Annotated in this window: 20 protein-coding genes; 7 read left to right on the top strand and 13 right to left on the bottom strand. The window is 35.8% G+C overall.

All coding sequences use genetic code 11. The features are described 5' to 3' along the window. Nucleotides 1–68 precede the first annotated feature (68 nt). From lhgO to B6258_RS12445, 10 genes are all read right to left on the bottom strand, one after another. Complete coding sequence (gene lhgO, locus B6258_RS12490; protein ID WP_099075524.1) at nucleotides 69–1,271, bottom strand: L-2-hydroxyglutarate oxidase; 1,203 nt, start codon at nucleotides 1,269–1,271, stop codon at nucleotides 69–71. 15 nt (nucleotides 1,272–1,286) lie between these two features. Further along, nucleotides 1,287–2,000 carry a FadR/GntR family transcriptional regulator gene (locus B6258_RS12485; RefSeq protein WP_099075523.1) on the bottom strand — a complete coding sequence of 238 codons (714 nt, stop codon included), beginning with the start codon at nucleotides 1,998–2,000 and terminating at the stop codon, nucleotides 1,287–1,289. Continuing rightward, nucleotides 2,001–3,968, bottom strand: coding sequence for a TRAP transporter permease (locus B6258_RS12480; RefSeq protein WP_099075522.1), 1,968 nt, complete (start codon nucleotides 3,966–3,968; stop codon nucleotides 2,001–2,003). Nucleotides 3,969–3,980: 12 nt separating this feature from the next. Beyond that, on the bottom strand, nucleotides 3,981–5,015 hold the full coding sequence (locus tag B6258_RS12475) for a TAXI family TRAP transporter solute-binding subunit (RefSeq protein WP_099075521.1): 1,035 nt from the start codon (nucleotides 5,013–5,015) through the stop codon (nucleotides 3,981–3,983). 403 nt (nucleotides 5,016–5,418) lie between these two features. Beyond that, nucleotides 5,419–5,931: a DedA family protein gene (locus B6258_RS12470; RefSeq protein WP_099075520.1), complete on the bottom strand. Its 513-nt coding sequence runs from the start codon at nucleotides 5,929–5,931 to the stop codon at nucleotides 5,419–5,421. Between the two features lie 72 nt (nucleotides 5,932–6,003). Further along, entirely contained in the window at nucleotides 6,004–6,804 is an 801-nt protein-coding gene (locus B6258_RS12465) for an energy-coupling factor ABC transporter ATP-binding protein (RefSeq protein ID WP_099075519.1), read from the bottom strand. After that, nucleotides 6,788–7,633: an energy-coupling factor ABC transporter ATP-binding protein gene (locus B6258_RS12460; RefSeq protein WP_099075518.1), complete on the bottom strand. Its 846-nt coding sequence runs from the start codon at nucleotides 7,631–7,633 to the stop codon at nucleotides 6,788–6,790. Before B6258_RS12460 ends, B6258_RS12465 begins: the two co-directional genes overlap by 17 nt. Next, the gene (locus B6258_RS12455) at nucleotides 7,624–8,328 is read right to left on the bottom strand and encodes an energy-coupling factor transporter transmembrane component T (protein WP_164996169.1); all 705 of its coding nucleotides are present in this window, start codon (nucleotides 8,326–8,328) and stop codon (nucleotides 7,624–7,626) included. Before B6258_RS12455 ends, B6258_RS12460 begins: the two co-directional genes overlap by 10 nt. A gap of 2 nt (nucleotides 8,329–8,330) precedes the next feature. Then, nucleotides 8,331–8,912, bottom strand: coding sequence for an ECF transporter S component (locus tag B6258_RS12450; RefSeq protein WP_099075517.1), 582 nt, complete (start codon nucleotides 8,910–8,912; stop codon nucleotides 8,331–8,333). Between the two features lie 78 nt (nucleotides 8,913–8,990). Next, nucleotides 8,991–9,419: a PPC domain-containing DNA-binding protein gene (locus tag B6258_RS12445; RefSeq protein ID WP_099075516.1), complete on the bottom strand. Its 429-nt coding sequence runs from the start codon at nucleotides 9,417–9,419 to the stop codon at nucleotides 8,991–8,993. Between the two features lie 404 nt (nucleotides 9,420–9,823). On the opposite strand from B6258_RS12445, the gene B6258_RS12440 reads away from it, so the two are divergent. The 7 genes from B6258_RS12440 (at nucleotide 9,824) to B6258_RS12410 (ending at nucleotide 18,987) form a co-directional block, all read left to right on the top strand. Further along, nucleotides 9,824–12,604, top strand: coding sequence for an SEL1-like repeat protein (locus tag B6258_RS12440; RefSeq protein WP_099075515.1), 2,781 nt, complete (start codon nucleotides 9,824–9,826; stop codon nucleotides 12,602–12,604). 574 nt (nucleotides 12,605–13,178) lie between these two features. Further along, nucleotides 13,179–13,478 (top strand): helix-turn-helix domain-containing protein, encoded by a 300-nt coding sequence (locus tag B6258_RS12435; protein WP_099075514.1) that lies wholly within the window; start codon nucleotides 13,179–13,181, stop codon nucleotides 13,476–13,478. 87 nt (nucleotides 13,479–13,565) lie between these two features. After that, the gene (locus tag B6258_RS12430) at nucleotides 13,566–14,141 is read left to right on the top strand and encodes a fimbrial protein (protein WP_099075705.1); all 576 of its coding nucleotides are present in this window, start codon (nucleotides 13,566–13,568) and stop codon (nucleotides 14,139–14,141) included. Nucleotides 14,142–14,200: 59 nt separating this feature from the next. Beyond that, nucleotides 14,201–14,911 (top strand): fimbria/pilus periplasmic chaperone, encoded by a 711-nt coding sequence (locus B6258_RS12425; protein ID WP_099075513.1) that lies wholly within the window; start codon nucleotides 14,201–14,203, stop codon nucleotides 14,909–14,911. A 34-nt stretch (nucleotides 14,912–14,945) separates the two neighbouring features. Then, nucleotides 14,946–17,573, top strand: a complete 2,628-nt coding sequence (locus tag B6258_RS12420; RefSeq protein WP_099075512.1) for a fimbria/pilus outer membrane usher protein — start codon at nucleotides 14,946–14,948, stop codon at nucleotides 17,571–17,573. 116 nt (nucleotides 17,574–17,689) lie between these two features. After that, complete coding sequence (locus B6258_RS12415; protein ID WP_240531579.1) at nucleotides 17,690–18,151, top strand: fimbrial protein; 462 nt, start codon at nucleotides 17,690–17,692, stop codon at nucleotides 18,149–18,151. A gap of 29 nt (nucleotides 18,152–18,180) precedes the next feature. Further along, nucleotides 18,181–18,987, top strand: coding sequence for a hypothetical protein (locus tag B6258_RS12410; protein ID WP_240531578.1), 807 nt, complete (start codon nucleotides 18,181–18,183; stop codon nucleotides 18,985–18,987). Between the two features lie 79 nt (nucleotides 18,988–19,066). Here the strand turns inward: B6258_RS12410 and B6258_RS12405 are convergent, their stop codons facing one another. The 3 genes from B6258_RS12405 to B6258_RS12395 all read right to left on the bottom strand — a co-directional run bounded on the left by B6258_RS12405 (nucleotide 19,067) and on the right by B6258_RS12395 (nucleotide 23,115). Next, nucleotides 19,067–20,449, bottom strand: coding sequence for an amidohydrolase family protein (locus tag B6258_RS12405; RefSeq protein ID WP_099075510.1), 1,383 nt, complete (start codon nucleotides 20,447–20,449; stop codon nucleotides 19,067–19,069). A 63-nt stretch (nucleotides 20,450–20,512) separates the two neighbouring features. Continuing rightward, nucleotides 20,513–21,463: a carbamate kinase family protein gene (locus B6258_RS12400; protein WP_099075509.1), complete on the bottom strand. Its 951-nt coding sequence runs from the start codon at nucleotides 21,461–21,463 to the stop codon at nucleotides 20,513–20,515. A gap of 86 nt (nucleotides 21,464–21,549) precedes the next feature. Beyond that, on the bottom strand, nucleotides 21,550–23,115 hold the full coding sequence (locus tag B6258_RS12395) for a permease family protein (protein WP_099075508.1): 1,566 nt from the start codon (nucleotides 23,113–23,115) through the stop codon (nucleotides 21,550–21,552). Between the last annotated feature and the right edge of the window lie 39 nt (nucleotides 23,116–23,154).

The following is a 23,154-nucleotide window of genomic DNA, read 5'->3' as shown; positions in this document are numbered from 1 at the left end:
GCAAAAAAGCTGAGATAAACAAGATTGTACTCAGCTTTTTGTTATTTTTATTCGCAGCCTATTTTTTATTATAAAGAAAAATGCTCTTTTATTATTTCTCTGCCTATTTCAATAGACGCCGTTGCAGCAGGGGATGGAGCATTACAAACATGCAGTGAGCGTTTGCCTTTTACAAAATGGAAATCATCCACTAATTTCCCTTCACGAGTTAATGCTTGGGCTCGAACTCCCGCAGGACCCGGATGAATATCTGCTTCACGTAAATCAGGAATGAGTTTTTGTGCATTTGCAGTAAATAATTTACGTGAATATGAGCGACGAAGCTCTGCCATTCCTTCCCCTAAATAATTTCCAGCAATTTTCCAAAATCCTTTATAGGTGAGAACTTCAGCGAGATCTTTTAAGTTAATATCGCTTTTTTTATAACCTTCACGTTTAAAAGCCAGTACTGCATTAGGCCCAACATCGCGATGTCCGTTATACATGCGCGTAAAGTGTACACCTAAGAAGGGAAAATCAGGGTTAGGAACAGGGTAGATAAGATGGTTTACTAAGTAGTTTTTATTAGTATTAAGCATAAAATATTCACCACGAAATGGGACTATTTTCATACCTGTGTCATAACCTGCCATTTTAGCAATACGATCACTAAATAAGCCGGCGCAGTTAATCAACCACTTACCTGTAAATTGATTATTAGATGTTGTGACCTTGACGATATCATCGGTTTCACTAATTGCTGTAACCGCTTGTCCAAACGCAAATTCACCGCCTCGTGATTGAATAATTTCAACGTGTTTTGCTGCAATTTCAGGGTAATTCACAATACCTGCATCAGGAACTAATAGAGCCGCAATGCCATTGACATACGGTTCTCTGACTTTAAGCTCAGATTCCGTCATTTTGATCACTTCAAGCCCGTTTTCAATGCCACGTTGATAGATATTTTCTAACGCTTTTAACTCTTTTTCATTAGTAGCAACAATCACTTTTCCACAACGATCATAATAGAGATTGTGTTGTTGGCAAAACGCATATGTCGTCATGTTGCCTTGTTTTGCTAGCCTTGCTTTAAGACTCCCTGGTGTGTAATAAATACCTGAATGAACAACATTACTGTTATGCCCACTTTGGTGAACAGCAGGGCCTGATTCTTTATCAAGCACTAGCAATTTTAGTTCGGGTTGACTCTCTTGCAGTGCACTTGCAACCCCTAATCCGACTAATCCCGCACCAATAATAATCACGTCATAAGTCATAATATTATCCATTTTATAAATGTTAAATTAACAGGGTTCTTGTTGTAAGCGCTTTAATTTGCCACGCACATTGGTTAAATGAAGACGCATTCTATGGCTTGTTCCATCGTGATCTTGTTGGCGTATTGATTCAACAATTGCCTCATGTTCTGCAATCACTCGCTCAATTTCCGTATCTCGTCCTTTGTTTTTACTTAACGAATACATTAATACGCCAAGGTAGAGTTCGTGTAAGTTATCTAAGATCCGCACAAAAAAAGGATTATGAGAAGCAATCATAATAGAACGATGAAATTGATAGTCCTCTTTATGACCAATACTTTTATTTTGTCTTGTCGCTAAAATAAAGGCATCGTGGGCGTTTTCGATAGCGCGTAATTCTTCTGGGGTTCGACGTAAAGCGGCAATAGCTGCCGCTTCATGTTCAATGACCTCACGCATTTCAAGCAATGAATCTATCTCTTCAGGGCAAGCAATTTCCATTACAATAGGTTCATATTTGCTTAAAATGGAATGGTCTATAACACGTCGTCCACCACCTTGACGAGAGGTGATAATCCCACTTGCTTCTAAGACACCTAATGCTTCTCTGATGGGAACTCGACTGACACCAAAAGCGTCAGCAAGTACATTTTCAGAGGGCAACTTTTCACCAATAGGGTAAGTCCCGTTACTAATATTTTGCTTAATCTGTTCAAGAATTTGATGCGACGCTTTTTTGCGTGAGATCTTTTGTATCATCTAGTTTTCTCCAGATGCATGCTCCATATTGGCTAACTGTTTTTTAGACCGTAATAAATGGAATGCACCGGTTAATAGGATCAAGGCGACACCTAAAAGGTCGGTATATAAGCCCGGTTTAATCATTAGAATTGCCGCTACTGCAAATGCAATACGCTCAAACCACGTTGTTTTAATCATCCAGAAGTTTGCCGTTGCGATACTTAGTGCATAAATTCCGATTAATGCACTAATAATCATTAATCCAATAGAAAGTACACCTAAATTATCACCTTGCATCAGTAAAGCAGGGTTATAGACTAAAATAAACGGAATAATAAAACCGGGAAGTGCTAAACGAACCGCATCCCATGATGTTTGCATTGGATCAGCTCGTGCAATACTGGCTGCGGTATAACTTGCTAATGCTACAGGTGGTGTAATATTGGATAAAGCACCAAACCAGAAAACAAAGAAGTGAGCCGCTAAAGGCATTACGCCCGCTTTAATTAAGATAGGTGACACTGTAACGGCTACGACAATATATAATGCCGTTGAAGGTAAGCCCATACTTAATACAATACACACCAACATAACAACTAATAAGATCATCCATAATGTGTTATCTGTCATTGAGACAATATTAAAGGCTAATGTTGCGCCAATTCCCGTCATTGTAACAACACAGATAATGACACCAATGGCAGCACAAGCGACAGTCACTTGAACAGAGCCACGAGCCGCTTCAGCTAAGGCGTCAGCGACTTTAGTTAATGTCATACGGACTGATTTATCAGGCGTTATCCAACTTGCAACAATAATGGTCAGAATACCTAAAAAGCCCGCATAAATAGGTGTTTTACCTACTAATAAGGTGCCAATAACAATAACTAAAGGTAGTAATAATAAACCACGCGCTTTTAATACCGCTTTAACTTGTGGAATATTTTCCTTACTTAAACCTTTTAATCCTTGTTTTTTGGCTTCGATATCAATCGCCATAATTAAAGCTGCGTAATACAATAACGCTGGAATAATCGCGGCAATAACAATAGTGGTATAAGAAATACCTAAAAAGCCCGCCATAATAAACGCGGCAGCACCCATAATAGGTGGCATTATCATACCGCCTGTTGATGCTGTAGCTTCTACGGCACCCGCAAAGCGAGGCGTTAACCCAATGCTTTTCATTAAAGGAATAGTAAAAGTCCCTGTTGTTGCTACGTTGGCGACGGCACTTCCACTTAATGAACCTGTTAATGCGGATGAAATGACAGCAACTTGAGCAGGACCACCACGACGACGACCTGCAAGAGCAAGTGCTAAGTCATTAAACAGTGCTGTTGCTCCACTCACACTTAAGAATGAGCCAAAAAGAATAAAGACAACAATCGCTGTTGAGGCGGTTGAAAGGGTGATCCCAAAAATACCTTCACTGGTCATAAATAAACGGTATAACAATCTTTCTACAGAGAACCCTGCATGACCGAAAATACCCATAAAATACTGACCAAATAAAGCATAGATAATGGCAAAAGTTGCAAGCCCCGGAATGAAGTATCCAGTGGTTCTTCTTGCTGCTTCAAACAGTACAATTATTCCTAATATAGCCATGACATAATCGGTTGTATTTGGAATGCTTTTTCTGACAACGTGAAGATCAACATAATTAAAGAAAAAATATCCATAACTGATTAATGTTAAAGCAATAAAAAGATAATCCCATCCATTAAATTTAGGCGTTGAAAAACGCTTAGAGAATGGAAATAAAATAAATCCTAAAATTAAAATACCACTAAGGAAAATAGTATTACGATAAAATTCTTGAGTATTTGATAATGCGTTGGAATAAATAGCATAAAGCGAAATTAATATTGCAAGAGTTGTGGTAATTTTCAGGTAAATACCTGCAAGTTGGCGATTGCCGGAGCTTGCTTCTTTATCTAATGCAGGTGGCTCTACCGGAGTTAGGTGGTCATTGTTAGTCATAACTCACTCCTGTTATTTATTATTAGTCTGCGTTTGAGCTTCTGGTGGAATAAGATAATCAGGGATCTCTAATCCGATTTCTTTGTAGTAGCGGTAAGCCCCTAAATGTAAGGGTACAGAAACACCTTTTAATGCATTTTCTGTGGTGATGTACTTGGCTGCGCTATGAACTTGGTGAACCTCAGGAAGGTTCTCAAACATGGTTTTTGTCAACTCATAAACCAGATCATTATCAATGCTGGTGGTGGTCATTAAGATATTCGGTTGAGCAATCGTATTGACCATTTCAGTTTGACGAGGGTAGGTGTTGGTAGGAATTTCAAAACGAAACCATGAATTCGCCACATGGTTGATATCATCAAGTTGCTTATCAGTAACCTCGAGTAATTTTGCACTGACACCACTGGCGTACATATCAGTTACCGCAGAAGCGGGTACCCCAGCAGGCAATGCACCGCCATCAAGGCGACCATCTCGCATGGCCGAAACAGTGTCGCCATACCCAAGATATTCTGGAGTGATATCTTTTTTAGTTAAATTTACGCCTTGAAGAATAATAATGGTAGATTGTTCCGTACCACTAGCTTGAGGCCCCACGGAAAAGCTAGTCGCGCGAATATCTTCTAATGTGCCAGTTTTTACTTTGTTATCCATTAAAACAAAGTGTTCGACATTAGGCCATAACATAGAAATTGAACGCAGATCTTTTTCTGGTTTTCCTTCAAAATTACGCACCCCTTCATAAGCCTCTACGGCTAAAAGGCTTTGTAGTATTGAAAGTTGAGCTTCATTCTTCTGCATTAAATAGATATTTTCTATTGAGCCTGCAGAAGATTGCCCCGTTACTTGAACGCCTCTATCCTTAAGATGTGTACTCCATACGTTTGCTAAACCCACTCCCATCGGATAATACGTTCCTCCTGTTGAAGCGGTTGCTACAGAGAGAAATTGTTTATTCGCATTCTCTTTTTTGCCGATTACTGCTAATGAGACAACAGCAATAACAGCAACAATACCGATGGCAAGTTTTGTTTTTCTTATTCTCATGATGTTGTTCCTGTACATAAAAACGCAGGTGAATGTTTCACACCAACTTGTATACAACATGACAACTTTTATAGAAATAAGGAACGTTAATAAATTGTGAGGTGAGTTAATGAAATTAAAACAATAAAATAACAATTTGTGATCAGTATAGTAATTATGCAATTTTTAATCATAATTATGGTGATCGCCATAAAACACCAAAGAAAATATCAATAACTTGCTAGAGAAACGATAAAATGAGCTAAAAAATTGCCTATTTATCGATAATGAAAAATAAAATGAAAAAATAGAGGAATAATAAAATCGTTAAATAATTGGGTAAAGAAAGGAAAAATAGATCTTTTTAATGTTAAGAGAATAAGTAAAGTTTAGCAGTAATAAAGTTTAGTCGTAATTGCAGGTTTTATAGAGCAATCGAAAGTACGCCTGTCGCAATTAGCACAAACATCGCTGACCAAATTAATGCAGAAATAGCACTGGTGATGTAAATACCGCATATAGGTAGTTTTAATAAACCGGCACTAAAGGGCGTTAAATAACGAAATACAGCAAGGAATCGAGAAATAAATAAAATATAGTGAGTTTTATTTTTCAAGAGTTGCTGAACTCGATTAATTTTTGACTGATAACGCTTAATCCATGCTTTAAGTCGAGGAAAACGATAAATAGAACGGCCTAATTCATAGCTAATAATTGAGCCTAATAGTGCGCCACAACTGGTTGCCAACCAAAGAAAGATAGGAGAATAAAGAGGTAAGCAGGCACCAAAAATAAAGATCAGCATTAAAGATGCAGGAGGTAAGAATGAAGAAATACCAATGGTCGATTTACCGGCGGTGATTAATGTAATGGAGAGAAAAAGTGTAATAGGAGATAAATGACCCAATGAGTCTAATAGGGTGTGAATAATTTCCATTATATTATCTCCAACAATAAAATAAATATTAAAAATAAGCATTAAGATTATTATGAGTTAATTTTATGATTTTTATTTATTTTTAATTAACATTTCAGCCCATTCAACAGGGGTGTTTTTTATTGGTAATTTTAATTTCTGACTCAATGAGTATAACGTAGGTGCCGGTATATCTGAAAGGGATTGTAGCGTTGAGCTCATTAATACATTTTCTGGAGCACCATCAGCAATTAATTTTCCTGAAGATAAATGGATAACCCGCTGAAAATGACGTGCTGTAAAATCAAGATCATGGCTAATAGCAAGAACCGATGTACCTAATGTTTTTTGTACTTGAAGCCAGCTTTCAAAACAAGTTAGCCAATATGCATCGAAATCGCGAGTCGGTTCATCAAGCAGTAATATTTGAGGTGATAAAATACTCAAACTTGCGACGGCAACCATTCTGCGTTGACCTGCGTGTAAATCTAAAGGATGAACATCAGCGACATGACTTAAACCGCAAAGCATTAATGTTTCATCTAAACGTTTTTTAATCTCATCTTTAGAAAATTTGCGTTGTTTTAGGCCAAAAGAGACTTCTTTTTCTACTGTGTTATGAAAGATTTGTCGTTCAGGCTCTTGGAATAATACACCAATATATTGAGCACGTTGCTTTGCTTTCATTTGAGAGAGTGATTGATTGTTGAGTTTTACATCACCTGCATTGGGGGTTAATAACCCTGCAATTAATCGTAATAAGGTGGATTTACCTGCGCCATTATCGCCGACTAAAGTGATCCACTCTCCTTGATTTAATGTTAACGATAATTGAGAAATACAAGGGGGAACATCATCGCTCCAGCGATAAGTCACATTATCGAGCTGTAACATAAAACTCCTTAAAAGCATTAAGCAAGGCTTTATCGTTATTTACAATATTTTTATTCCAATAATGGTTTTCAATTAACCAATTTAAAGCTAACCATGCATCAGGAGCATTAATTGTCGTAAATAAAAAAGGGAATATATCTTCTAAGGTGCCTGTCGCTTTTGTTTTTCCTGCTTCTAACAATAAAAATTGTTCACTAAGCGTTATTGCTGGCAATAAGTTGCGTTCAAAAATAATCACACTGCATTTGTGCTCTTGTGCGTATCGTTTAATGCGCTGCTGTAATTGTTGTGTTGCATTAGGCGTTAAACGACTAAATGCTTCATCAAGCAATAATAATTTAGGGTGCATGGCAAGAGCACTTGCAATGACAACACGCTGAGCTTCTCCGCCTGAAAGTGTTGATGGGTGGCGAAAACGAAGGTTGTCACATTGTGTTAATATCATTGCTTCTTTTATGCGAAATCGAATTTCATTATCACTTAATCCTAAATTTTCAGGGCCAAAAGCAATCTCTTGCTCTACTGTAAAAGCACAACCTGAAAGTTGTAATTGAGGAGATTGTTGAACGAGTTGTCTTCCGGGGGCAAGTGACACTAATCGACTTTTATCTAAAGCAATATTTTGTACAATTCCCAAGCCTTGCACTGAGCCTGTTAACAAATCGGGATACCAACCTGCTAGTAGTTGGGCAAGAAGACTTTTTCCACTGCCATTTCCGCCCAAAACAACAAGCCATTCCCCTTGTTTTAATTGCAGATCAATAGGGCCAATAATAGGTAGCTCGTCACCTTGAGGAGTGAAACTAAATTGCTGAAGATTTAGTACCATAGCCAAATAGCTCCTTCAACAAAGATAAGCAGTAAAATAAAATAGCGTAACATCTCTTGTAGTGGTGTATCGACAGGAGGAGAAAGCGTAGTACGTTTTGCAATAATACGAAATCCTCGCATATCTAATGCAGCACTACGAATAGTTAAATCACTTAATACATGGCTAATAAGTGGCAGAATAATGGCAGGTAATGTGATGAGACGTTGCCTGAATGAACCATCAAGAGGTACACCTCGTGCTAATTGTGCTTCTCTTATATTGTGTAATTGTTGGCGCAATTGTTCTACAAGTAACAAAGGCCCAGCTAATAAATAGGAAAGGCTCATAGGGAGACGGCTAGCAAATAAGGCTCTAATAAATTGTTCGGTTGAAGTGTACTGCAACCACAATTGGGCACCACTTATTATTGCTAATAATCTTAGCCATAGCGTTATTGCTATAGTTTGTTTACTGGTATCTAAAATGCCACCTGTTAACCAATAAGCAAGCCAACCACTATGAACTAACCATAAACCTATCGCCATAGGGATCATCAACCATGCAATAAGGCGCCAACGCCAGCGAGAGGCTTTCCAAAGTAATAAGCTAATAAAAGTACCACTACTGATAATCAGCAGTGGTACGCTTAATGATAAGAAAAGTACACTAGCACTTAGCCAAAGCCATAATGCCAATGAGGTAAAGGGATGCATTATTAGCGAACCTTAGCCATTGCAGGAAAGTTGCGTTGCGTTCTTTGCGGTAATTGACGTACTAATAACCAAGCAATAATTGCTGATAATATTTTATCGGCAAGATTTGCACCTAATACAGTAATTGCAACAGATTCAATAAGTCCTTCACCAACGGCATGAAAATAAGCGACAAAGAAATCCGCACCACTGCCTGTGGCTCCACCAAATAAATAAGTACGAATCGGAACGGCGACAATCATTAACGCTAAAGTAATAATAATACCTGAGCCAATAACTCGAATTAATGATCGAAAACCACCCGCACGCGCTAATAAACCTGCACTTAATCCTATCATCATGGCAACAGGTGCAAATGCAGCAGCCATTGGACCACTAATTAATCCCCATAATAGGTTAGTTAATAATCCAGTAAATAATGCAACCCATGGTCCACCTAATAAAGCACAGATAAGCGTACCGATAGAGTCTAAAAAGATAGGAAGTTTGACCATAGAGGTGATTTGACCACCGATCATATTTATTGCAATAGAAACAACAATGAGCACAAGAGTGCGGCTCGAAATTTGAGGAGTTGTAGACATAGTTTAAAAACCTTTACAAAGGATAGTGACTATTGGTTTTATTATTTTGCGTCAATAACGCTCTTTTTAATAAAAAGGCTATTTACGCGGTGTGATGACCAACTCCTCATAACCAGAGTGTTCACAAGGCTGACGGCTAAAAGTCACTTGCTCTAACTCACCAATAACGAGCTCTAGCGTCGTGCGCACTGTACAACCTGGCATCATATGTCCACCACACATTAATCCATTTTCATCTGAGACAGCTAAATGTAAATGTTCCCCCTGAGCATCTAATGTACCAATCAGTGAAACAATCTCAAATTTACCTGTAAGATAACGATTTTCTTCGCGGCCTGCAAAGCGTAATACCACATCTGTTAAACTGCCCACACAACCTGCGATAAATGCAGATTGAAGATTATTTTCTTTTATCATGTGTCGTAACGTCATAATGACATCGTCATTAGGCAACAAACGAATCGCAATGAATCGAGCGTGAGAAGGTGTAGGCAGTGATTGAAACATGGCATTTTCCTAAATAATGAAATCGAGCGAAACTTTTCAGCCTGAAACGATCAAATGAGCAGAATAACAAGATAAAAAACGGTGTTTTTTAATAACCATTCAGTATGAAGCGTCTCTTTCTCTATTATTCATTGAAATTGCTTGATAGGGAATAGGTAGTATGAAAATTTACCAAATGTAGAATAAATTGAATATGGTATGGATTTTTTAATACTGATTAATTGATTGTTTAAAGCTAATTCAAATAATTTAAAGATAACATTTAAAGATAAAGCCTGATAATATTATTAAATAATAGAAAACAGTAAATTTATCATGTCGACTTTAAATTTGATTAGGGAAATTAAGTGGATCTTATTATTATATAATGAGATTTTTTTAAATATTTAGTTTTAAGGATGAATATGTCTCGTAAAATAAAAAGTATAATAGTATTTTTTATATTATTAGTTGTGACAATAGGTGTTTATTTTAACCAAACTAAAGTTACCCTTTCGCCTTTGCAAGACGGTTATGATTTTTATCAGAAAGGAGAATATCAAGAAGCTGTGGCGTATTTTAAACAACGCGCTGATGATGATCCACAATCTGCATTTAGCTTAGCAATGATATATTGGGAAGGCGTTGCTGTACCTGAAGATCGTCTGATTGCTCGAGAATGGTTAATTAAAGCCGCAAATTTAAAAAATAAAGATGCACTCTATAATTTAGGATATTTACGTTATCACGATTTTATTCACAGCACTTCTGATGATACCCGTGGGCTATCATCCATATCGAAAGCCGCTGAGTTAGGTTCTGTTGAGGCAAAACGCTTTTTAAAAGAAATTGAATCTGATTATGATCGGGAGCAAAAAAGCACATTGTTGTCTCTGTATGGAGAACAAACATGGCTTGAAAAAAAAGAGACAATTCGAGAGCTTGAAGCATTAGCAGAAACAGGTAATAAAGAAGCCATATATCAATATTTAAATAGTCCAGATTCAACAAAAAGATCACTTAAGACGGAAGGTTATATACATCCTTTTGTGGAAAAGAAAGATCCTAAATTAATGTATTTAAAATATACTTTAATATCAAAAAATATTCATTTACTTATTGATTCTGCGAATGCCCATTATCCTGATGCCGTTTATTTACTTTATCAAATATATCATGGTGATGTGGAAGTTAACGAGCTGAGGGAAGATGCATTTTTAGCTAAAGTTTATTTAAAATTATCTGCTGATTTAGCACATCATGATGGATTAATTGCGCTAATTAAAGAACTGTCAAGTAATTATAATAAACAATCAAAGTATTTTAGCGAGTCGCCTGAAAAATATATCAATAAATTACTTGAGGTATATCCAAACTCTCATCAAGGGATGATAGCTGTCGCTAATGTGTATTCTGATCCGGCAAGTGAATTATATAACCCTAATAAAGCATTTGAATTGCTCAATAAATCTTACGACATTCATCCTTCTGCAGAAGTGAAGCTTTTAATAGCAAATTACTATGCACACAGCATAGGAACTTCGCAAGATTTAGAAAAAGCGATTCATTTATTAAAAGAGAACATAGAAAACAAAAAATTATTAGAAGAAAGTCAGTATGCTTTAGTTAAACTCTATTTTGAATTTGATGATTCAAATTATATTGAAAAAGAGGAAGTTGTTAACATTCTTAAAGAACATGTTGAACATAATCGAAATCGAGGTCTTTTCCCAAATTATAAACTAGCACATTATTATGCAGATATTCTTTTAGAAGAAGATCCCGTTGAAAATGATGAAAGTGCTTTTTCATTGTATGAAAGGGCAAGTCATTATATTTCTAGTGCCAAAATACATGAAGCCATAGCCAGAATAAAATATAAAAATGAAATTGATGAGGATGTTTTCAGACTCATTATCGATGATTTGAGAAGTGACTTAGAATATTATTCTTTAACAGAGAAAGAGCGTAAAGAAGGGTATGATATTCTTTTAAAACAAGGAATGAATGCCGATATAGTTACAAATTTTCTATTCGAACGTGCTTTCTTCGATGAAAAGATAAAAATCGCTATCCAACCTACCTTACATGAAAATAAAGATATTTTATTTAAATATATAACAAAAAATATTATTTATGAAAGCACTCGTGATCATCTTAATAAAGATAATTTGAAAAAGTACTATAAAGATATTTTTGAATTGGCAGAGTCAGGTTACACAGAGGCAATGAAGTTTATTATCAAAAAAGAAATTGAGATTGAATCAATATTTAGTAGCCCTTTTTATGATTATCATTTTGATGAATTAACTCATATTACAAAAAATGAAAGAAATGCATGGCGCGAGAGATGTGCAGCATTAGGTGATGAAATTTGTTTAAAAGATTTATCGATTATAAATAAACCTATTAATAAATATGATGAAGATAGTACTGTTCCTTCAAAATTAAAATACTATGAATGGAATGAACGGGATAATATAAAGCTAGACAACTATGTCAATGACTTAAAGAAAAAAGATGACAATAAAAGTCTGTTGTTATTGTCGGAGTTTTACTTTAATAAAGACAGTGAAAAAAGTTTATTTTATGCTGATAAAGCCTATAAATTAGGAGTTAGCCAAGCCAGTCAATATATTTATCAATACTATTTTGAAAATCGTTGTGAAGATAAGAATAATATTAATGAAGCGAAGCGTTATTTTAAAGAATGGTTAGCGCTAAGTAAGTCTAAAAACAGTGAGTTTACGTATAATTACATTAAAGAAATTGGTGATTATCATTTAAATCCACCTTGTTCTATGGAAAGGGATTTAGATGAAGCAATTGAGTGGTATCTATTATCATTCAGTTATCCGTATGGGATAGATAGCAGTATGTATACACAACTAAATAATCTGTATACAAATGAGGTCGATAATAATGATTATGGCATGTATGGAAATATGTATCTTTCTGCATTAAAAAATCATAGTGATTATGTTTTATCAATGCAGGCTAGATTAGGAAATATGAGTTATGCAGAACCTTCATTCTTAGGTCTCTATGAAGCTTACCTGCTTAAAGGAGATATAAAAGAAGCTTATTTTTATGCCTCTTTACTGAATGTTAATGTTTCTAATGTTGCTATGTTTCATTTATTATCAGAAAGTGAACGCAATGAGATTGATACAAAAATTGATGAATATATCAATCAGAATAAATAGCATTTAAAAAAGAGTATTTAAGGCCGATGACACCCAGTAATTATTGATATTACTGGGTTTTTTATCACAAATTACACCTAACAATGATTTTTTTGTAAAAATAGAATTTTTGAATAAAAAAATTGAAATAAATGACTAAAATAGTCATTGAATTTAATAACTTATTTTACCTGTTCTGTTTTTAACCGTTTCGAAAGCTATTCTAACTATATGAATTAATTTATTTTTATTTTCATGTGGGCTTTTATTTGCTTATCACTCATATAAAGAGTACAAAAAGAAGCAAAATAAGAAATATTGTTATTTTTTGTATCAAAATGTTTCATTAATAGAAATTAAGAATAGGTTTTATCTATCCTTTTTTAATTTTTATTAATGAATGCATTATTCATTAATAAAAATTGTGATAGATATATCAATAAAATGTAAAATCTGTTTTTTTGAAGATTGTAACATTTTATTTCATCATATTTTGACTATTTACATCATCATTTCTGTTGTTTAATATTTTTCTCGTATTTTAAGTTTATATTTCTTATATAAAATTAACATAGATAATAAAAATAGAGGCGTAATGAGTCTAAATTTAGAAATAGGGAAGTTTATTCGGCATGAGAGGATAAAAAAAGGTTTAACCGAAAAAGAGTTGGCATTTTTAATATCAGTAAGTCAACAACAAATATCAAGATATGAAAGAGGAGATTCTACTTTTAGTATTGAAAATATTTTAATTTTATTAAATGCTTTAAATGTTCCTTTTAATGAATTCAATAATAAAATCATAAAACCAGAACAAACTCGGCTTTATAACTCTCTTGTTAGAGAGTTAGAACTTGATGGTGTAATTCATGTAGGCAATCTCAAAAATATATAAGTGTGTTTTTGGAAGTGCATGCTTCATTTTGAATGTGGGCACTATTTAAATGATGTTTTTAAAATTTTAATTAATGGAAATAATATTATGAGACTCAAGTTAATTGCTATTACATTACCAATCTCTTTACTTTTATCTCAAAGTATATTTGCTGATGAAAATCCAGTTCAAGAAGAATTAATTCCCGTTACTGTTGGCGGCGGAGTTGTTAATTTCACTGGTACTATTGTTAATACACCTTGTGTTGTCGATAATGATGATGCTTCACAAACTGTTAATTTAGGACAATATCGTCAAGATGCATTTACAGGTAAATCATCTGTTTCTTCTCCTGTGGGTTTTAATATTAAATTAACGGGATGTGCCGTTGAAACATTCAAAAATGTTTCTTTAACCTTTACAGGTATTACGGTTCCTGATGAAGAAAAAACACTGGCTCCAATTGCATCTCAAAGTGGAGAAACAACGGCTAATGGCGTTGGTATTCAAATTTTACAAAATAATAAATTAGTTAATGTCGATGGTTCAAAACCAACAGATATTGTTCAATTAAATGAAGGCAATAGCACTTTACGTTTTCAGGCACAATATATTGCATTAGCTGATGAAGTCTCTGCGGGATCTGCTAACGCTTCTGCTGATTTCACCATTACTTATCAATAATATTTTTTATATGGACACCCGTGTTTTTGCGGGTGTGCACAATTTATTTTGGGGTATTTATGTCTTTATTTTATAAAGGTAATTATTCTTATAAGTGGTTATTTGTACTATTTTCTTTTTTTTTATCTTCATTCTGTTTTGCTGGTGGAATTACATTAGATAGTACACGAATTATTTATCCACAAGAAAATAAACAAATTACTACAAATATTCGTAACACCTCAGATATATCAGCATTTCTTGTTCAAACATGGATTGAGGATGCTCAAGGAAATAAAGTCAGCGACTTTATTTCTACACCACCATTATTTACGAGCGCACCTAAAAATGAAAACACGATACGTTTAGTTTATGCAGGTAACAATTTGCCTATTGATAGAGAATCTTTATTCTATTTTAATGTAAAAGCAATTCCTTCCATTGACCGAAATGAATTATCTGATAAAAATGCGCTTATTTTATCGGCAGTAACACGAATTAAACTTTTTGTCCGTCCTAAAGGATTAAAAATCACACCTAGAGAGGCAATTAAACTGATTCAATTTGAAAAAATAGGAGAACGAGAAATTAAAGTATTTAACGACTCTCCTTATTATATGACATTGACTGACCTTTATTCAGATGAAAAAGAGTTACCATCAATGATGATAGCCCCGTTTAGTGATGTTGAAATTAATACACCCATTGGTTTTGATCTTAAAAGACTTAAATTTTCCTCAATTAATGATTTTGGTGGAATAACACCTTTAATGCCCGCTACTTTAAAATAGAGCATCTATTATTTTAGATGGAAAGGAAGTTTCTATGTTTATTTTAACAAAGAAAGATAAAAAAATAAGAAATAACCATTTGGGGCTTCTATGCTTGTTCATTGGTGTTTTGTTAATAGAAAACAGTCATGCAAAAGAGGGGGGAAGTTACTATTTTCCTCCTTCGTTAATATCTATTGATGCAGAACATCTTGCTGATCTCAGTATTTTTGAAAATAAAGGTTCACAATTACCAGGAAACTATCATGTTGACGTTTATTTAAATGGGGATGTTAAATATAGAAGAAATATTACTTTCTTTAAAGAACAGGATTGTTATGGAAAAGGAACTCACTTACCCACATCATCTAATGATGAAACAGGATTAATTCCACTTCTAACTAAAAATGATCTAATTGAATTAGGTATTGATCTTGATAACACTCAGCAAACACTATTAGATAATGAACAGTGTGTAAACATTGTTCAGTTAATTCCTAACGCATATACTGAATTTGATTTTTCTAAAATGAAATTAAATATCAGTATTCCTCAAATAGCATTGAAAAATAGAGCCAAAGATGAAATTCCTATGTCGCAATGGGAAAATGGAGTTAATACATTATTTACGAGTTATATAGTAGGTATAGCGGATAATCACTATAAATATGATTTTAATAAAAGCATTTATTTGAACTTGAGAAGTGGGATCAATTTAGGATCTTGGCGATATCGAGATAATCGCACTTGGACGAGTCATAAAAATAAGCATAACAAAGAAAGTCGCTGGCAGTATCTCAATAGTTATATAGAACGTGGTATTAATCTTTGGCATAGTCAATTAATTCTGGGGGATAGTGCTACGAATAATGCAATTTTTGATTCGCTATTTTTTCGGGGCATGCAAGTAAGTACAGATGAAAGTATGTATCCAACAAGCCAACAAGGATTTTCACCCGTTATTCGAGGTATTGCTAATAGCAATGCAACCATTGAAATTCGGCAAAATAACTATTTAATTTATCAGGCCAATATTGCTTCAGGAGCATTTGAAATTTCTGATTTGAACGCGATGAGTTCAGGTGGCGATTTGCATGTGAGTATTATTGAAGCTAATGGTGATATTCAATCATTTACAGTGCCTTATGCCACGGTTCCTGTTCTGTTACGAGAAGGTCGGATCCATTATAGCCTAACAACGGGTGAGCTTCGTTCAAATAATAATAACTACGACGCAAAGAAATTTGCTGAAGCAACAATGACTTGGGGAGTAAATTCACTAACAACGCTTTATAGTGGTATGCAGTATTCAACCAATTATTTTGCAACATCTGTAGGGGCTGGATTTAATTTAGGTTCTTGGGGCGCAATTTCTAGTGATATCACTCATGCGAATAGCAAACTCAGTGACGGGAGTGCTCATCAAGGACAATCATTGCGATTTTTATATGCGCGTTCGTTTCCCGAAACAGGGACTAATCTTCAATTAACCGGATATCGGTATTCAACGAAAGGTTACTATACTTTTCAAGAAGCATCATTGAATCGAATGACTGGGTGGTTATCACAAAATGAAATTTTAGATAATCAAGGTGAGATTAAAACGAATAATACGGATTATTTTAATCTTTACGATAATAAACGTGAAAGATTACAGGCTAATATTTCTCAAAAAATAGAAGGTGTTGGTTCTATTTACCTAACCGGCTCAAGACAAAGTTTCTGGGGAAAAAGAGGAAATACCATATCTGTACAAACAGGGTTGAGCAGTCAGATTTCTGGTATTAATTACACATTATCTTACGGGGTAAATAAAAGCAGTGATCAGTATGAAACTAAAACAACAGAACAGAATATATTTTTAACGCTTTCTTTGCCTTTGCAAAAATGGTTACCTCAAGATGCGCCAGTAATGTATGCCTCTTATAGTGCAAATCGTAATAGTCAAGGCGAATTTATTCAGCAAGCCAGCTTAAATGGAAGCTTTTTTCCACAACAAAACCTTAATTGGAATATTGCTCAAGGTTATTCTTCAGAGAATGGGAATGATGGTAACTTGAATATTGCTTACCAAGGTAGCTACGGGAATACACAGGTAGGTTATGGTTACGGTAAGGATTATCGCAAAGTCTCAACAGGAATTTCAGGTGGTGTGACTTTACATTCTGACGGTGTCATTTTTAGTCAGCCTCTTGGTGAGACTAATATTATTATTGCTGCGCCTGGTGCTAGTGATATACCTGTCGAGCATACTAGCGGTGTAAGAACTGATTGGTCGGGTTATACCGTAAAACCTTATGCAACGCCTTATCGTTTAAATCGAATTACATTGGATGGTAGCCGGTTAGATGAAAAAACCGAAATTGAAAATGGTGTGATTACGACGGTGCCTACTCGTGGTGCTTTTGTCAAAGCTAATTTTGTTACACATCATGGGGCACGAGCACTTGTTCATATTGTTCGAAATGGAAAAAATCTCCCTTTTGGTACCTTAGTTTCAGTAGGTGAACAACAATCAATGGTTAATGATGATGGGCTGGTGTATTTATCGGGTCTAAATTTATCAGGTAAGTTGATTGCTAAATGGGGGGATGATGAAAAAAGCCAGTGCCATGCAATATATACATTACCTGAAAATGCAAATGAACAATCATTAGTTAGATTTGAAGTCAATTGCCAATAGTTTTACAAAATAACATTTATTTATTTTAAACAATTATTTTAGTTGAAGGGCTTAATATGAATTTAATTAACAAAAAATCACTTAATTCAATCATGATAATAACGGTTTTATTCGGAATGAGTTTTCATTTAGCGATTGCAGAGAGTGCAAATGCAATTGTTAAAATAAAGGCAACGGTAGTCGCTGGTTGTACTTTTGATTCACCTAATACAGTAACTTTAGATAATATCCCAAGTTCTGAATTTAATAATAAACTAACGGGTGATTATTTAGATAATTACGCTAAAGATTTTAATTTAGTTGCCACTTGTTCAGGAACGGATAAATATAAATATACGTTTAAAATAAATGAAGCCGATGATTCTTGTATTAAGACAGATGCTGATTTTATGCGTTATTGTTTGCGGATTGATGATCAATATCTCGATTTATCGTCCACTTCAAGCAGTATAACAAGAAATAGCACCCAAGATGGTAAAACGACAACAATAATGGTTGTGCCACAGGTTGCTTCAACCGAGATCATGCCAGTAGGTGACGTAAATGGGCAAATTACCATCACCATTGAACCTATGTAATGAAACAATTAATACAAAGGTGAATGAAATTGTATAAAGTCATTGGTTTTATTGTGCTTATATTCCCACATCTTCTCTATGCGGACACAAATTGGACTTTAAAAGAAATTAGAGAAGAATATTTGAAAGAGCTCACACAAAATGGTAGAAGGACGCCTTTTAGATTTGATGTTGATTATGTCAATGATAAGGGGACTTCTGGAGGTGTGCGCTCCTCATGTTGGGGCAGTTTTCAGGAAATGAAAAATGCTTTTGATAATGACGTATATTTATATCAAGAAACATTTAATGATGGGCGTTTAAGAGTTAATGCAAGTTATACTGCAATAAATTTCTACCCTGGGGCAGGAACAGCTAAGGCATTAGCTTATTTCAGTAATATCATTAGTTTTGATGAAGATAAATGGGAGTTATATTGCACTGCCACGACGAAACAGACTGAGCCTGAGGAGTTTCGCCCCAGTGAAATTACATATACTATATTAAAACTAACGGCCTCAAGTACGGCGAGTCCTTATATTAAAGCGCCACCATTAATTGATTTAAAAACCTGCCTTCCCAATGAGAGTATTGAAGCCCCAATTCCTATTACTGTCGGTTTTATTGGATATGCAAATGAAAATCTCAAAATGACCTTAACTGTTAAATCAAATGATTTACCTAATAGTTTTGGAATTTATGTTGATAATAAAAATATTTTAAATTTATCTGATTATGTAATAAGTATTCCTGTTGGACAGAAAGAAAAAAATATAGAAAGTTATTTAAAAGGCAATTGCCCAGATATGGCTGAGGAATATCTCTGGAGTGCGGAATATATTTATAGTATTGAATAAAACACATAATATCACCCCAATCGTTATTTATACCATTGGGGTGTTTTCTATTGGAAAGCGAGTTCAATCGCAATGTTTATCACTGTTTTTGAACAGATCCGTAGGCTAAGTAGCCTTTATGGAAGGCGGCCTGTTTTGATGAAATACGTGCAACAGCTTCAGCAGAACACGAGGCATTAACTAGAACAAAACTGGCATCATCACCTTGATTGGGCCATGTTTGTTTGCCTTTTTCATCAAGCGGTAAAACATTTCCTGTCGCAATAGCGAGCGAGCGCGAAAGGGCTAATTCATCAGGGCGAGTATAAAGTTGGGCATATAAATTTGCTTTTTCTAACATATCACCAAGACCAAAGGGCGACCAGTGATCAATCACGCTATCAGTACCTGTCATGACAAAAACCCCATTTTGATGAAGTATTTTCAATGGCATGTGTAATGTGCCAATGGGCACAGTTGACGCAATAGTGATTTGTTGTTCTGCAAGCTGTTTTGCGATGTTATCGGCTTGTTCAGGAGAGAGCGTTGCTAACGCAAAAGCATGGCTGATTGTGACTTTGCCTCGTAAGCTGCGATTCTCGTCAATCGTTTTAATCATATAGTTAATAGCGGCTAGTCCAGCAGGTGTGGTTTCATGAAGATGAATATCTACACCTTTATTATGATCTAGTGCGATTTGGAACATGCTATCGAGAGATCTTTCCATCGCATGATCAACATTAGTCGGATCTAATCCCCCAACATAATGAGCACCCGCTTGCATTGCTTCTCTCATTAATGCTTCTGAGTTTGAGCGTAATAATCCATGCTGAGGAAACGCCACAATTTCACAGGTAAAATCATGTTTTCTCTCATCAAGTACTTTTTGCAAGGCTTCTAAGTTTTTCAACCCAGACACAGGTTCAATATTGCAGTGACTACGTGCAACTGTAGAGCCATGAGATTGAATTAAATTGATCAGCGCATGTGCTCTTTCTTGAGTATAAGGTTGTAACTCAGGTAACATTTTTTGCTCAAGCGCAATCATATCCACAATGGTTTTACCTTCTCTGGAGGTAGGTGCTTGCCATGCACCGCCATAAAATGTTTTATCTAAATGGATATGCATATCACGAAATGCAGGCAACATTAATTTGCCTTGTGCGCTGTAACGGTTTAAAGAGGATGCTGAAGGGGCGTTATTAGGAAGAATGCTAACGATTTTTCCATTATTAATTTCAATAGTCTGCAATGCGGTTTTAGTGCCAACAACGGTTGCATTATGATATTCAAAACCTATTTCGAGAAGGACGTTATCCAGATAATAATGGCTATCCGTTATACTTTTGATACTTGAAAGCATTTTGTCTTGTTGATCCAACATGGCAACGCTAGGCATTGCACCAAACAACGTACATGCCGTGGCGACTTTTGCACCAGAGGAAAGAAACGCTCTTCTACCTAATTTTTGTTCTGTTTTCATCGAAATTCCTTAGGATAAAGTGTGTAATTTCAGCGGATATTTTTATGTCGAAATCAGAAAAGGTTAGTCTCTAATGATGTGTGTACCTGTTTCTCCACGTAATGCAGCAGGGAGTTTTTCAGGCGTTGTGATAATCACACGTTTCCCTCCATTCGCGATAAATGAGAGGCTGGCTTCAATTTTGGGCAACATACTGCCAGCAGGAAAGTGACCCTCTTTCATATAACGTTGTATGTCTTTGATAGATGTCTCACCCAACGCTTCTTGATTAGGTTTGCCAAAATTAATGCACACTTTTTCCACGCCAGTCGTAATAATTAAAATGTCTGCGTTAAGCTCTTTTGCCAGTAAAGTTGTGGATAAATCTTTATCAATAACGGCATCAACACTTTTATAGCCATCTTCACCCTTCTTGATAACGGGGATCCCTCCGCCACCTGCAGCAATAACAACATAATTGTGTTGGATTAATGTCTTAATAGCTTTAGATTCAATGATATGCTTAGGATCAGGAGATGCCACCACACGGCGATAACCTCGGCCTGAATCTTCTATAAAATGCCAATTAGGATTCGTTTTTTGTAAAGTATCTACTTGCTCTTTTGTGAAAAACGCGCCAATAGGTTTAGCTGGTGAATTAAACTTAGGATCATTTACATCAACCTCAACTTGTGTGATGAGCGTAATTGCTTGGCGATTGTGGCGTTTGAGTAAGACATTATTGAGTGATTGCTGGATTAAATAACCAATTCCGCCTTGTGTATCGGCAACACAGTTTGCTAGCGGTGTCAGCGGTAATCCTTCTTCGGCGTGAGCGATTTCTGAACGGCGTAGGTCTAAGCCGACTTGTGGGCCATTTCCATGCGTTAACACGATATCGTAATTGCCTTCAAGCATGTCACAAACATGTTGAGCGACTTCTTGAACGGCTTTTTCTTGATCGGCAATAGATTGACTGTTGTTATCTTTAATAATGCTGTTGCCACCAATGGCAACCACCACGAGTTCTTTCATGATTTTCGTATCCTGATATTTGGCATTATGCATTTTAGAATAGAGTGGGTGTATATCGTTTATACACCCACTATTAAAGGACGATATTAATGAGAGGATTTGCTGAGTTTCTCTGCTTTCTCGATATGTTGTTTTTCTAGGGATTGACGGCTATCTAAGAAGTGTTTTAGCACAAATAAAGCGGCCATCATCAAGTAAGCATAAACAAACATTAATGTAGTACCAGTGGCAATACCCACCGCAGGAGAATGGATGATACCAAAGAATACCAGTATTGCACCTACTGCTGCGGCAACAGCACCACGTAATGGTTTGTCTAAGATTGCGAAGATGGCAATACAACCCCATAACATACTTGCTAACGGTGCGCCATTTCCTAAGTGAACAAGACCTTGGTAATAAACGCCTTTATGCAACAGTGTTTCAATACCAATTGCGCTTGCTGATGTTCCTGCTGCACTGATCACACTGTTCACCATGGTTAATGCCCAGTTTGCGATCCACGGGAATAAACAAATAAAGATAACAGGGACTTCAACTTTAGGGGTTTCTCGTACAACCTGATTAGCGGTAACAACACCGATAAAGACAAGAATAGGGACAATTGCGGTCATTGGAATAACGGCCAACATAAATGCCCCAATACCAAATAGCGGGACAATAAACATGGTGATACCTGATGCTAATGTGTATCCAATACTCGCGCCCATCGCTTTCCAACCCGCATGACCTACATAAACAGTGACAGGGAATGGATTACCTAATATTACTCCAACCGTTGATGATAAACCGTTAGCTAACATGACCTTGCGCGTATTGTATTCATCACCCGCTGCGTGAGCACTTTCGATATTTTCTAAGTCAAAGATATAGTTAGCTAACCCTAATGGCACCGCAGAAGCTAAATAAGGTAAAGCATGAGGTAAACCATTAAAGAAACTATCAATATGAATACCAGGAGGATTAAAACCAAATGATTCCATGGATGTTTTGATGGCTTCTGGGCTTTGTAGGCCAGAAACCCAAGCTAATACAGATCCTGCAATTAATAATAATAAACCCGTCGGTATACGTGCAAAAATGGGTTTTTTACCAAACCAGTTGATGAAAATTAACAGTAAAACGATAAATGAAACCGTAGGCGCTTCAAAAGCTTGTAGCATTGGGTTCATTGCAAGTAACAGTAAGCCAAGACCTGATAGACAGGATAAAAGCACTGTACGAGGGATCATCTTACGGATAGTTTCACCGAGGAAAGAACCGCCCACAAGGATCATCGCCTCAACAAAACACCAGACTAATGCGATTTGAATAGCAAATTCAGCATTCTGTGTCGTCTGGTAAACGGGCATGATAACTAAGAAAGTAACGGTGAATATAGATGGTGCACTAGGGCCGGAAGGTAATGCGGTGACATCTTGGCGACCCGTTTGTTTGATCATCTGCTGACCAAAATAGGCATAACTGACACTGGCTAATAAAACAGCAAAACCAAACGCAGGGGCAATACGACCATAAACCATTTCAGAGGGAATGCCGACAACAAAAATCAGTAACCCCATCATTGTTAGTAGATTGGTAAGGTTATTGGTCATTAAGCCAAAATAGGCGGCCAAGTCACCGCGTTTCCATTTAATACTCAGTAGACTCATCTTCATACTCCTATCCCCATCATATTTAAATGTGCAATG

The sequence above is a fragment of the Proteus alimentorum genome (assembly GCF_002607735.1).
GTDB lineage: Bacteria > Pseudomonadota > Gammaproteobacteria > Enterobacterales > Enterobacteriaceae > Proteus > Proteus alimentorum.
Note: the sequence above shows the minus strand (reverse complement) of the source record. Positions and strands in the feature narration are given on the sequence as shown.

Excerpts from the sequence above, each read along its gene's own strand:
- B6258_RS12460 (WP_099075518.1), bottom strand. The coding sequence starts at position 7,633 with ATGGTACTAAATCTTCAGCAATTTAGTTTCACTCCTCAAGGTGACGAG.
- B6258_RS12435 (WP_099075514.1), top strand. The coding sequence starts at position 13,179 with ATGAGTCTAAATTTAGAAATAGGGAAGTTTATTCGGCATGAGAGGATA.
- B6258_RS12475 (WP_099075521.1), bottom strand. The coding sequence starts at position 5,015 with ATGAGAATAAGAAAAACAAAACTTGCCATCGGTATTGTTGCTGTTATT.
- B6258_RS12445 (WP_099075516.1), bottom strand. The coding sequence starts at position 9,419 with ATGTTTCAATCACTGCCTACACCTTCTCACGCTCGATTCATTGCGATT.
- B6258_RS12465 (WP_099075519.1), bottom strand. The coding sequence starts at position 6,804 with ATGTTACAGCTCGATAATGTGACTTATCGCTGGAGCGATGATGTTCCC.
- B6258_RS12420 (WP_099075512.1), top strand. The coding sequence starts at position 14,946 with ATGTTTATTTTAACAAAGAAAGATAAAAAAATAAGAAATAACCATTTG.
- B6258_RS12480 (WP_099075522.1), bottom strand. The coding sequence starts at position 3,968 with ATGACTAACAATGACCACCTAACTCCGGTAGAGCCACCTGCATTAGAT.
- B6258_RS12470 (WP_099075520.1), bottom strand. The coding sequence starts at position 5,931 with ATGGAAATTATTCACACCCTATTAGACTCATTGGGTCATTTATCTCCT.
- B6258_RS12415 (WP_240531579.1), top strand. The coding sequence starts at position 17,690 with ATGAGTTTTCATTTAGCGATTGCAGAGAGTGCAAATGCAATTGTTAAA.
- B6258_RS12400 (WP_099075509.1), bottom strand. The coding sequence starts at position 21,463 with ATGAAAGAACTCGTGGTGGTTGCCATTGGTGGCAACAGCATTATTAAA.
- B6258_RS12455 (WP_164996169.1), bottom strand. The coding sequence starts at position 8,328 with ATGCATCCCTTTACCTCATTGGCATTATGGCTTTGGCTAAGTGCTAGT.
- B6258_RS12430 (WP_099075705.1), top strand. The coding sequence starts at position 13,566 with ATGAGACTCAAGTTAATTGCTATTACATTACCAATCTCTTTACTTTTA.
- B6258_RS12450 (WP_099075517.1), bottom strand. The coding sequence starts at position 8,912 with ATGTCTACAACTCCTCAAATTTCGAGCCGCACTCTTGTGCTCATTGTT.
- B6258_RS12485 (WP_099075523.1), bottom strand. The coding sequence starts at position 2,000 with ATGATACAAAAGATCTCACGCAAAAAAGCGTCGCATCAAATTCTTGAA.
- B6258_RS12405 (WP_099075510.1), bottom strand. The coding sequence starts at position 20,449 with ATGAAAACAGAACAAAAATTAGGTAGAAGAGCGTTTCTTTCCTCTGGT.
- B6258_RS12440 (WP_099075515.1), top strand. The coding sequence starts at position 9,824 with ATGTCTCGTAAAATAAAAAGTATAATAGTATTTTTTATATTATTAGTT.
- B6258_RS12425 (WP_099075513.1), top strand. The coding sequence starts at position 14,201 with ATGTCTTTATTTTATAAAGGTAATTATTCTTATAAGTGGTTATTTGTA.
- lhgO (WP_099075524.1), bottom strand. The coding sequence starts at position 1,271 with ATGGATAATATTATGACTTATGACGTGATTATTATTGGTGCGGGATTA.
- B6258_RS12395 (WP_099075508.1), bottom strand. The coding sequence starts at position 23,115 with ATGAGTCTACTGAGTATTAAATGGAAACGCGGTGACTTGGCCGCCTAT.